A 12059-nucleotide genomic window follows, 5' to 3' on the forward strand; every position below is an offset into this window, starting at 1 on the left:
ATGACTGTCGTACAAGAAATCCGGGACGGCATGGAGGACGCCGTCCTCCGGGAAGCCGCGGCCGACGTCCCCGACGCACCGCGCCGCATCGGCGGCCCCACCCTGAGCGGGGTCCTCTCGCTCCTGGGCGCCGCAGCCTCGGGCCTGTGCACGGCCGTGCTGCTGTTCGGTGAACTCGCGCCCTTCTCCGGTGCGTTGGGCTTCACCGTCACCGCGTACGCCGTCTTCCTGCTCGTGTACGCCGTGCTCACCGGCCTGGAGGAGGACGCCCAGGCGGTACGGGACCGGGTGATGACCGTCGTGCTGTGGACGGCGGGCGCACTGATGCTCAGCGCGCTCGCGCTGGTGGTCGGCTTCACCGCCTGGCGCGGCCGCGAGGCCCTGCCGCACGGCAACTTCTTCACCCAGGACATGCAGGCGGCAGGCCCGCTGGACCCGTTGAGCAGCGGCGGCATCGCTCACGCCATGCTCGGCACGCTCATCATGATCACCATCGCCCTGGCGATCACGGTTCCGCTGGGCCTGGCCTGCGCCGTCTACCTCAACCAGGTCCCCGGCCGCTTCTCCCGTTTCGTCCGCACGATCGTGGAGGCGATGACCGCGCTGCCGTCCATCGTGGCCGGGCTGATGGTGTACGCCACCTGGATTCTCGGGCTCGGCATGCAGAAGTCGGGGCTCGCGGCCGGCTTCGCGATCAGCGAGATGATGCTGCCGATCGTGATCCGGGCGGCGGACGTGGTGCTGCGGCTGGTGCCGGGCACGCTCACGGAGGCGGCGGAGGCGCTGGGCGCGCCGCGCTGGCGGACCGTGTGGCACGTGGTGCTGCCCACCGCGCGCTCGGGCCTGGCCACCGCGGTCATCCTCGGCACGGCGCGCGGCATCGGCGAGACCTCGCCGGTCCTGCTGACGGCCGGGTTCACGGCGGCGCTGAACGCCGACCCGACCGACGGCCCGATGGTCTCCCTCCCCCTCGCCGTCTTCAACTTCGTCAAGTCCCCCCAACCGACGATGATCGCCCGCGGCTTCGGCGCGGCGGCGGTCCTGATGGCGCTGGTCCTGGTCCTCTTCGCGATCGCCCGCATCATCGGCGGCCGGGGACCCGGCCACCAGAGCAGGCGCCAGGCGCGGAGGGCGGCCCGCGCCTCCCGCCGCGACGCGGAGAGGTACGCCGAACTGCACTCGCCGGGACTGCGGCTCTTCGAGACCGGTTCCGCTGACCACACCGACGGAGAAACCCACTGATGCTCACGACACTCCGCAGACTGGGCATCCTGGCCGCCCTCCTCTGCGTCCTCGCAAGCGCGATCCCCGCGGTCGCCGACAGCTACACCCCCATCTCCGGCGCCGGTTCCACCTGGGCGGAGAACGCCGTGGACGAGTGGCGCCGGGCGGTGAACCAGTACGGCATGCGGATCAGTTACGCCGGCACCGGCTCGTCCGACGGCCGCCGGCAGTTCCTCAGCGGCACGGTCGACTTCGCGGTGTCGGACATCCCGTTCCAGACCCACCCGACCGACGGCTCCGCCGCGGAGCGCCCGGCGCCGGGGTCGTACGCGTACATGCCGATCGTGGCCGGCGGCACCGTGTTCATGTACCACCTGACGGTCAACGGGCAGCGGGTCACCAATCTGCGCCTGTCCGGGGACAACGTCACGAAGATCTTCACGGGGGTGATCCGGACCTGGGACGACCCGGCGATCAAGGCCGACAACCCGGGACTCCAGCTGCCCCACCGCACGATCGTCCCGGTCGTCCGCTCCGACGGCTCCGGCTCCACCGCCCAGTTCACGCTGTGGATGGCCAACCAGCACAGGGCGCTGTGGCAGGCGTACTGCAGCCGTGTCGGCCGCTCCGGCGCCTGCGGGCAGACGTCGTACTACCCGACGGTCCCCGGCATGATCGCCCAGTCCGGCGACCTCGGCGTGGCGGGCTATGTCGCCCAGAACTACGGCGAGGGCGCGATCGGTTACGTCAACTACTCCTACGCGCTCAACGCGCACTACCCGGTCGCCAAGGTCCTGAACCACGCCGGCTACTACACCGAGCCGACCCCGCAGAACGTCGCCGTCTCGCTGCTCAAGGCGAAGATCAACACCAACAAGAGCAGCCCGGACTACCTCACCCAGCAACTCGACGGCGTCTACAACGACACCGACAAGCGCAACTACCCGCTGTCCAGCTACTCGTACATGATCCTGCCGCTGAAGGTGCAGGGCACCTTCACCCAGGACAAGGGCAAGACGCTGGGCGCGTTCTCGTACTACTTCATGTGCCAGGGCCAGCAGCAGGCACCCGACCTCGGCTACTCCCCGCTGCCGATCAACCTGGTGCAGGCGGGCTTCGACCAGATCCGCCGGATCCCGGGCGTGCGGGCGCAGAACATCAACATCAGGAACTGCAACAACCCCACCTTCACCCCCGACGGCCACAACCGGCTCGCCGACACCGCGCCCTACCCGGCCGCCTGCGACAAGCTGGGCGCCCCGCCGTGCACCACGGGCAGCGGCGGCGCCAAGGAGGGCGGCAGCGGCGGTGGTTCGGGCGGCACCTCCGGCGGCGCGGGCGGCAGCGGCGGCGGCGCGAACGGCGGCTCGGCGAACGGCGGCGCCGCGAGCGGAGGGTCGGCCGGCGGCGGCAGCGGCGCGGCCGGCGGAGGCGGAGGCAACGGCAGCGCACAGCCGTCCATCGACCCCGACACCGGGCAGACCATCGCACCGGGCGGCGGCTCCGGAGGGAGCGGCGGCACCGCGGCGGCCGGCGGGACCATCGCGCTCGCCCAGCCGGTCGCCGTCGCCGCCGGGCACGGCTGGACCACCACCCAGACCCTGATGCTGCTCGCCGTGATCCTGCTCCTCGGCCTGCTCCTGCTGCCGTCCCTGGTGTCCCGGCTGATCGGGGCCCGCTCCGGACTCGGCACCACCGACGGCCGCGGCAGCGAGGGGAGTTCCCGGTGACCCGGCTGCGCACCCGCGTCCGCCGCGCCCTCACCCGGCTGCTCGCCGGGGCCGCCGCCGGCGCCCTGGCCGGGCTGGCACTCGCCCAGGCGGCCCCGTCCGCCACGGCGGCCGCCGACGGCACCGGCTCCGCCGTCACGGTCGCCGGGCGCGGCGAGTTCAAGGACATGAGGTTCACGGTGGACCGCACCACCCACCTCACCAGCCAGGCGATCAAGGTCTCCTGGACCGGCGGCACCCCGACCACGTTCGCGGGCACGCTGTTCAACACGGACTTCGTGCAGATCATGCAGTGCTGGGGCGACGACGACCACACCGTGCCGGGCAACCCGGGGCCGCCCCGCACCCAGTGCCAGTACGGCGGCTCCCCGACCACCGACCGCGGCAACTGGCCCGGCAACGGCCAGGACGACACCCGCCAGGTGTTCTACAGCGCCGACCCCACCAACTACGGCCAGGACGACGTGTACGGCGCCGCCGACCCGAACGCCCCGGCCGAGGTGCCGTTCAAGGCGGTGGACGGCACGGTCGTCACCACCAACACGCAGAACAACCCCTACTTCAACCGCAACACCACCAACGAGGTCGACTTCGCCCGCACCGGCGCCGACGGCACCGGCCAGGAGTACTTCGAGGTGCAGACCGCGAACGAGGCCCCGCACCTGGGCTGCGGCCTCCCGGTCACCCGCAACGGCATCACCACGCCCCGGCGCTGCTGGCTGGTGATCGTCCCGCAGGGCCATCTGGACCTGGACGGCAAGCCGTACGCCGACCACAGCCAGGTCAACGCGGGCTCCCCGGTCTCCTCCACCAACTGGCGCAACCGCATCGCCATACCGCTCGACTTCAACGCGGTCGGCGCCAACTGCGCACTCGGCGCCAAGGAGCGGCCCACCCTCGGCAGCGAGCTCGCCGCCGACGCCATGACCAGCTGGCAGGCGGCCCTGTGCCCGGCCGGGAAGGTGTACGGCTACACCGAGATGGGCGAACCGGACATCCGCGACCGGCTCACCCGCAGGGGCGACACGGGCCTCGGCTTCACCACCCGCGCCCTGGGCGCCGACTACGGTACGACGGCCCCGTCCGGCACCACGGCATACGCGCCCGTGGCCCTGTCCGGCGCGGTCATCGGATTCACCATCGAACGCAGACCGAAGGCCGGGGCGCCGGAGGACATCCGGAGACTGGCGGGCACCAAGGTCGAGTCGATCAGGCTCACGCCCCGTCTGGTGGCCAAGCTGCTCACGGAGTCGTACCGCAACTCGCCCTGGGGCGCGGTCGTCGGCGGCAGGACGGCCAAGGGCTACGACTGGGCGAGGAACAACCCGGCGGGCCTCGCGAGCGACCCGGAGTTCATCGACCTGAACCCGGAGTTCGCCTACCTCTCGGTCGCCGAGACCCCGGCCACCGACACCGATCTGCTCACCTCGCTCGGCCACAGCGACAGCGCCCGCGCGCTGTGGCAGTGGATCCTCGCGGACAAGCAGGCCCGGCAGTTCCTCTCCGGGGTCTCCGACCGCTGGGGCATGCAGGTGAACCCGTACTACAGCACCAACCCGGACGTGAACCCCACCGGCGCCCCCTTCGACCCCGAGCACACGGACGACTACCCGAAGTCCGACCCCTGGTGCACGGTCCCGCCCGGGACCGACGCGCCCAAGGACGACACGCAGTGCATGACCGACTTCCACCCCTACGTCACCGACATGCACGCCGGTGCCCTGCACACCCGGCGGGCCGACGTGCTGTGGAAGTCGACCTGGGACCCGCTGGCCAACCCGCCCGCCTACAAGCTGCCCGGCCCGCAGACGGTCGGCTCCCGGTTCGTCATCACGGTCACCGACGCGGCCTCCGCCGCCCGCTACGGCCTGCAGTCCGCCCGGCTGCGCAACACGGCCGGTGCGTTCGTGGCCCCGACGGCCACCTCCCTGACCGAGGCCGCCAAGAGCGCCTCCGGCAAGGACGTCGCCGAGATCACCCCGGCCGGCGCCACCGCGCAGGGCGCCTACCCGCTCGCCCAGCTGGTGTGGGCGGCCGTACGCCCGGGGTCGCTGAAGGCGGACGCCCGCGCGGACTACGCGGCGCTGCTGCGGTACGCGGCCGGCGCCGGCCAGGTCCAGGGCGCCGACCCGGGCCGCCTGCCCGCCGGGTACGCCCCGCTCTCCCGCGGCCTGCGCGAGCGCGCTCTGAAGGCCGCCGACGCGCTGGCGCACTACACCGGCCCGGGACCCTCCGGGGACGACGGCGGCACGAGCGGCGGCACGGTCGGCGGCGGCTCCGAGACCATCGGCACCTCAGGCGGGTCGGGCGGCATCATCCCCGGCGGCCCCGCCGGTGACGGCGGCACGGGCGGCAGGACCGGCGGCGCGGACAGCGGCGGCAGCGGCAAGGCCTCGGCGTCGCCGAGCGCGCAGGCGTCGTACGACGGCGGCAAGGCCGTACAGACCACCGCCGCCGGGACCACCCCCGACGACCCGGCGAACCCGCTGCGCTGGGCCGTACCCGCCGGGGCCGCGCTCGGTGCCGCCGCCGGTCTCGGCGCGCCCTTCGCCGGCGGCCGCAGGCTGCGGCTGCCGCTGCGGGTGACGCTGCCCGGCGGTCGCACTGTGACGGTCGTACCGGCCTTCACCCTGCCGGAGAGGCTGCGCCCGCCGCAGCCCTGACCTCCGGCCCCCAGACGGCCGCCCGCCCCGACAGGCACTCGGGGCGGACGGCCCGTACCACCCTGCCAGATCCCCCTCTCACACCCGACGCACAACCGTCAGGAGACTCTCGATGCGCACAACGCGCTCCACGGCGGCGCTCGTCGCCGCCGCCGCGGTGGCCGGCGGCCTGGCTCTGGCGAGCCCCGCCCACGCCGACCCCACCCCCGCCGGGACCTTCCGCAAGCTGGTCGGCGTGGGCTCCGACACCACCCAGGACGTGCTCAACGCCCTGGCCGGTGACACGGTGAACAACAAGAGCTACGCCGACACGGCCGTGAAGTCGGCGAGCGGCGCGGGCATCGCCTCCTACGACGCGATCGAGCCCGGCACCGGCTCCACCACCTCCGTGATCCAGACCCGCTCCGGCGGCCCGTCCTTCCTGCGCCCGAACGGCTCCGGCAAGGGCCGCCTCGCCCTGAGCGAGTCGCTGACCGGCGACAAGTACCCGGACTCCGCCGGCGTCGCCATCAAGAACCAGGTCGACTTCGCCCGCTCCTCCAGCGGCCCGAGCACCTCGGGCACCGCGCTGACCTACATCCCGTTCGCACGGGACGCGGTCGGCGTCGCCGTGAAGGGCTCGGCGCTGGACACCCTCACGGTGGACCAGCTGCACGACATCTACTCCGGCACGCTCACCCAGGTGAACGGGCAGACCGTGCACCCGAGGATCCCGCAGAGCGGCTCGGGCACCCGCAAGTTCTTCCTGTCGGCGATCGGTCTGACCGACGCCACGCTCTCCCCGGACATCCCGACCGTCCAGGAGAACCAGGGCGACGCCGCGCTCACCGAGGACGGCGCGCTCGTCCCGTTCTCCGTGGGCAGCTGGATCGCCCAGAACAACGGTGTCGCTCCTGACTTCAGCAAGACCGCGGCTGCGGCCGGCGGCCACCTCGCCGCCGTGCAGCTGCCCGGCGACAGCGGCGCCACCAGCCCCGTGACGACGGTCAACGGCAAGCTGACCCCGGTCGGCGGCTACTACGAGAACGCCACCTTCGGCCGCGACGTCTACAACGTCGTCCCGACCCGGGCGATCGACCCGACCAGCGTCTTCTTCGACAAGGACCTGTACGACGTCTTCGTCACCAGCGGCACCCACAGCGCCGCCCTCGCCTCCGACAACGCCGAGAAGGTCATCGCCGACTTCGGCTTCATGAACGAGTCGTACAACGGCTCGATCAGCGTGGCCAAGCACGCCAAGCTCGGCGGCCTGGAGGAGTCGGGCATCGACGCCTCCACGCCCGCCGCGCCCGCTCTGAAGGCCTCCCGAGGCGACGCGAGCCTCAAGCTGACCTGGACCGCCCCGGCCGCCACCGGCCTGCCGCTCACCGACTACCGGATCACGCTGACCGGTTCGGACGGCGCGGTCGTGGCCGTCAAGGACGTCCCGGCCACCACCACCTCGTACGCCTTCAGCGGTCTGGCCATCGGCAGCTACACGGCCACGGTCGCCGCCGCCAACCTCAACGGCACGGGCGCCGCCGCCACTTGGACCGGCACCGTCAAGTACAACAGCACCACGAAGGCGAGCGCCGCCACGACCGCGTACGGCAGGGTCCCCAAGGTCGCCGTCACCGTCACCGACGCGCACGGGATCGTCCCCGGCGGCACGGTGACGGTGAAGGAGGGCACCACCACCCTCGGCACCGGCACCCTGGACAGCTCCGGCAAGGTCACCATCGGCCTGTCGAACCACCTCAAGGTCGCCACGCACACCCTCTCGATCGGGTACAGCGGGAACAGCAAGCTCTACGGTTCCTGGACGACCGCCTCGCTGACGATCACCAAGGCGACGCCGACCGTCACCACCACCGCGCCCACCACGGTCAGCCACACCAGCCACGCCAAGGTCACGGTGAAGGTGAGCGCCACCGGCACCACCCCGACCGGCACGGTGCGCATCTACCAGGGCACCACCGTGATCGCCAGCGGCACGCTGAGCAGCGGCTCGCTGACCATCACCCTGCCCCTGCTGAGCCGCGGCGATCACACCCTGCACGCGTACTACGCGGGCTCCTCGACGGTGTACGCGAAGAGCGGCGCCGGCTTCACCATCAAGTCCACCTGATCCCGGCCGGCCGGGGAGACCGCCGCTGCGGCGGTCTCCCCGGCCGCACCCGAAACCACCCCACGACCAGTGAAGGAGGCGGGCCGCCGTGACGGTCGCCGTACAGACCACGCTCGCACCGGCCGTGCCCCGGACGCTCGCCCGGAGCGTCACCGCCGTCCGCCACCTCGCCCGCGGCGCCCTGCTCAGCCTGGCCGCACTGCTGCTCGGCAGCACCGCCCAGCTGCTGGTGCTCAGCGGCATCCAGCAGCACAACGCCCAGCACGCCGCGTTCGACGAGCTGCGCGACCAGCTCGCCCTGGGCACCGCCCCGGTGGCCCAGACCGACCCGCAGGGCAGGCTGCTGGCGCCCGGCACCCCGGTCGCCCTCATCGACGTACCCGAGCTGGGCCTCACCCAGGTCGTGCTGGAGGGCACCGACTCCTCGGTGCTGACCGACGGCCCCGGACACCGCCGGGACACGCCGATGCCCGGGCAGTCCGGCACCAGCGTGCTGATGGGCCGGGCGGCCGCGTACGGCGGCCCGTTCGGGCACCTGGCCGAGCTGGCGGCCGGGGACACGTTCACCGTGACCACCGGCCAGGGCAAGGCGCGCTACCGGGTCGCCGATGTCCGCCGGGCCGGTGACCCGGCACCCGCGCCCCTGGCCTCCGGCAAGGGCCGTCTGGTGCTGGTCACGGCCACCGGTCCCCGTTTCATGCCGAGCGGCGTCCTGCGCGTCGACGCCGACCTGGTCTCGGCGCCCTTCCAGACCCCGGCCGCGGTGATCCGCTCCGGCACCCTGCCCGGCTCCGAGGAGCCGCTGGCCCGGCCCTCCGGGGTGCCGTGGCCGCTGGTGATGTGGCTGCAGGCGCTGCTGCTCGCGGCGGTCGCCGCGGTGTGGACCTGGCACCGCTGGGGCCGCCACCAGACCTGGCTGGTCTTCGCCCCGGTCCTCGCGGTGCTCGGCCTCCAGGTCGCCACCCGCACCACCGAACTCCTCCCGAACCTGCTGTAGCCCTCACCGAGCCCTCCGTCACCGAGGTGGCCCCCATGACCGACACCGCCGTACTCCCCGCGACCGACGCCCGGCCCGCCCGGCCCGCCACCCTGGAGGCCCGCGCGGTCTCGGCCTGGTTCGGCAGCCACCAGGTGCTCAGCCGGGTCTCGCTGACCATGCCGGCGGGCCGGGTGACCGCCCTGATCGGCCCCTCCGGCTGCGGCAAGTCCACGTTCCTGCGCACCCTGAACCGCATGCACGAGCTGATCCCCGGGGCGGCCCTCGGCGGCGAGGTGCTCTTCGAGGGCGAGGACATCTACGCCCCCGAACGCCGGCTCACCGACGCCCGGCGCAGTATCGGCATGGTCTTCCAGAAGCCGAACCCGTTCCCGGCGATGTCGATCTACGACAACGTGGTGGCGGGCCTGAAACTGACCGGCACCCGCGCGAGCCGCCGCGAGAAGGACGAGCTGGTCGAGGAGTCCCTGACCCGGGCCGGCCTGTGGAAGGAGGTCAGCGACCGCCTCCGGCAGCCCGGCGGCGCGCTCTCCGGCGGCCAGCAGCAGCGCCTGTGCATCGCCCGCGCCCTCGCCGTACGCCCCAGGGTCCTGCTCATGGACGAGCCGTGCTCGGCGCTCGACCCGACCTCCACCCGCCGCGTCGAGGAGACGGTCCAGGACCTGCGCGACGAGGTCACGATCGTGATCGTCACCCACAACATGCAGCAGGCCGCCCGCGTCTCCGACCAGTGCGCCTTCTTCCTCGCCGAACAGGGCACGCCCGGCGGGATCGTCGAGCACGGCCCCACGGAGCAGATGTTCGGCTCCCCGGCGGACGCGCGCACGGCGGACTACGTGGCGGGCCGCTTCGGCTGATCCGCCCGCGAGCCCGATCTCCCCGAACACACCCGGCGTACCGGCCCGGGAGTGACAGCCGACACACCGCGCGGCGTTGTCCGGACGTCCGCGGCGTCGACCTCGGCCAACCCTACGTATTGTAGGTTCCCAACCGCCAGCGGTCGCAGGGCTGTTCATTCGTCTGTTCATCGGGGGATCCATGCAGGACACGGAAACGGAGCCCGGCGGGGAGGTCTGTGCGCGCACTCTGGCGCCGACGCTGACCCTGCTGGTCGTCAGTCTTCTCATCGCCGCCGTCGGCGTGTACGAGCTGTGCGGGTTCGGGCTGCACAGCCTCGACCGGCGGCCGCATCTGTTCAGTGACGGGCTCGCGACTGGCGGGGTGATCGTCGCCGCGGTCGCGGCCGGCGCGGCGGTGGGCAACCTGGCCTGGCATCTGGCGGCGGCCCGGCGCGACGGGGGAAGGTCCGGGTAAGAGGCGCTGCACGGGATGGTCCCGGTAAGAGCGATTGTCGGTACGCTCCTCTGCGAACACCGCCCAACCGGGCTACCCTACAGGCTGTAGGGTCAGGGTGGCCCCGACCGGGGTCGCTCCGTCCCCCTTCCCCCCAAGGTGACCAGTCACCATGCCCGCTCAGCAGCAGACCCTGCCCACCCCACAGGTCCCCGCACAGCGCGGCACGCGCCGCGCGCCGCAGCTGCCCGTGCCCGGCCCCCGCCTGCGCGCCCGGGCGGCCTCGGCCACCGTGTGGTACCTGCGGCTGATCGCCGTCTTCAACATCATCGCGGTCATGTCGCTGCCGTTCCGCAAAGAGGTGCAGGAACACAACGACGGCAAGCTCTTCACCGCCCGCCACGTGCACGCGCACACCCACCACGCCGGCCAGTTCTTCACCCCGTACCTGGCCACCGCGGGCCTGGCCTCGGCCGCGGCGGCGATCTTCCTGGCGCTGGTGATGCGACGCGGCAAGCGGGCCGCCTGGGTGGTCAACCTGCTGTGCGCGGGCCCCCTGTTCCTGCTCTACGTCCTCGCGCTCACCCAGCACCCCTTCCGCGACCACGCCTTCAACTGGGTCTCCACCGCCCTCACCGGCCTCTTCGTGGCCGCGCTGCTGATCGGCCGCCGTGAGTTCAACGCCATCGGCGACCCCTCCAACCCGAAGCTCGCGCTGGCCGTCGGCGCCGGCGGCATCCTGGTGACCGGCGGTGTCGGCACGCTGCTCGTGCACGCCACCAACAAGCTGCCCCACGCCCCCTGGGGCGAAGAGCTCGCCTACACCCTGCTGCGCGGCATCAGCGTCGGACCGCTCGCCGACCGGGTCGACTCCGTGCACGCGCCCCGCTGGGCCGACATCATCATCAACGTCCTGCTCGCCGTCGCCTTCTGCCTGGTGCTGTACGCCTGCTTCCGCTCCCCGCGCGGCCGGAAGCTGCTCACCGAGGAGGACGAGACCCGGCTGCGGGCCCTGCTCGACAAGCACGGCGCACGCGACTCCCTCGGCTACTTCGCGCTGCGCCGCGACAAGGCCGCCATCTTCTCCCCCACCGGCAAGGCCGCCGTCACCTACCGCGTCGTCGGCGCGGTCTCCCTCGCCTCCGGCGACCCGATCGGCGACCCCGAGGCCTGGCCCGGCGCCATCGACGCCTGGCTCACCGAGGCCCGCCGGCACGCCTGGACCCCGGCCGTCATGGGCGCGAGCGAGGAGGCCGGCACGATCTACGCCCGGCACGGCCTGGACGCCCTGGAACTCGGCGACGAGGCGATCGTCGACATCGCCGACTTCACCCTGGAGGGCCGCGCCATGCGCGTGGTCCGCCAGGCCCACAACCGGGTCAAGCGGGCCGGCTACACCGTGCGCATCCGCCGCCACGAGGACATCCCCGCCGACGAGATGGCCCTGCTCATCGACCGCGCCGACCACTGGCGCGACGGCGCCACCGAACGCGGCTTCTCCATGGCTCTCGGCCGCCTCGGCGACCCGGCGGACGGCCGCTGCGTGATGCTGGAGTGCCGCGACGCGAACGACGAGCCGCGGGCCCTGCTCAGCTTCGTCCCCTGGGGCGAGCACGGCCTGTCCCTGGACCTGATGCGCCGCGACCGCGACTGCGAGAACGGCCTGATGGAGTACATGGTCGTGGAACTGCTGCTGCGCGCGAAGGAGCTGGGCATCCAGCGGGTGTCGCTGAACTTCGCGATGTTCCGCTCGGTCTTCGAACGCGGCGCCCGCCTGGGCGCGGGCCCCGTCCTGCGCCTGTGGCGCTCCACCCTCACCTTCTTCTCACGCTGGTGGCAGATCGAGTCCCTCTACCGCGCCAACGCCAAGTACCGCCCGGTGTGGGAGCCGCGCTTCCTGCTCTTCGCCAAGAGCAGCGACATCCCGAGGATCGGCCTGGCGAGCGCCCGGGCGGAGGGCTTCCTGGAGCTGCCGGGGATGGGCGGCCGGCGGTCCTGACCACGGCACACGCTTCGGGAGGCGGCCGGCAGGTACACCTGCTCGG

8 protein-coding genes are annotated in these 12059 nt (G+C 72.8%); all 8 read left to right on the forward strand.

All coding sequences use genetic code 11. The annotated features are described in order from the left end of the window. The 8 genes from pstA (at position 1) to ACZ418_RS40190 (ending at position 12013) form a co-directional block, all read left to right on the forward strand. Positions 1-1242: a phosphate ABC transporter permease PstA gene (gene pstA, locus ACZ418_RS40155; RefSeq protein ID WP_468373090.1), complete on the forward strand. Its 1242-nt coding sequence runs from the start codon at positions 1-3 to the stop codon at positions 1240-1242. Further along, positions 1242-2954: a phosphate ABC transporter substrate-binding protein PstS gene (locus tag ACZ418_RS40160; protein ID WP_468373092.1), complete on the forward strand. Its 1713-nt coding sequence runs from the start codon at positions 1242-1244 to the stop codon at positions 2952-2954. The genes pstA and ACZ418_RS40160 overlap by 1 nt, the downstream gene beginning before the upstream one ends. Beyond that, positions 2951-5617: a hypothetical protein gene (locus tag ACZ418_RS40165; RefSeq protein ID WP_468373095.1), complete on the forward strand. Its 2667-nt coding sequence runs from the start codon at positions 2951-2953 to the stop codon at positions 5615-5617. The genes ACZ418_RS40160 and ACZ418_RS40165 overlap by 4 nt, the downstream gene beginning before the upstream one ends. Before the next feature lie 112 nt (positions 5618-5729). Next, the gene (locus ACZ418_RS40170; protein ID WP_468373097.1) at positions 5730-7724 is read left to right on the forward strand and encodes an Ig-like domain repeat protein; all 1995 of its coding nucleotides are present in this window, start codon (positions 5730-5732) and stop codon (positions 7722-7724) included. 88 nt (positions 7725-7812) lie between these two features. Beyond that, positions 7813-8721: a sortase gene (locus ACZ418_RS40175; RefSeq protein ID WP_468373100.1), complete on the forward strand. Its 909-nt coding sequence runs from the start codon at positions 7813-7815 to the stop codon at positions 8719-8721. A gap of 35 nt (positions 8722-8756) precedes the next feature. Then, positions 8757-9578 (forward strand): phosphate ABC transporter ATP-binding protein PstB, encoded by an 822-nt coding sequence (pstB, locus tag ACZ418_RS40180; RefSeq protein WP_468373104.1) that lies wholly within the window; start codon positions 8757-8759, stop codon positions 9576-9578. Positions 9579-9759: 181 nt separating this feature from the next. Further along, entirely contained in the window at positions 9760-10035 is a 276-nt protein-coding gene (locus ACZ418_RS40185; RefSeq protein WP_468373106.1) for a hypothetical protein, read from the forward strand. 151 nt (positions 10036-10186) lie between these two features. After that, positions 10187-12013 (forward strand): phosphatidylglycerol lysyltransferase domain-containing protein, encoded by a 1827-nt coding sequence (locus ACZ418_RS40190; RefSeq protein ID WP_468373107.1) that lies wholly within the window; start codon positions 10187-10189, stop codon positions 12011-12013. The last annotated feature ends 46 nt before the right edge of the window (positions 12014-12059 follow it).

It is taken from the genome of Streptomyces sp. NPDC030820, from assembly GCF_055572075.1.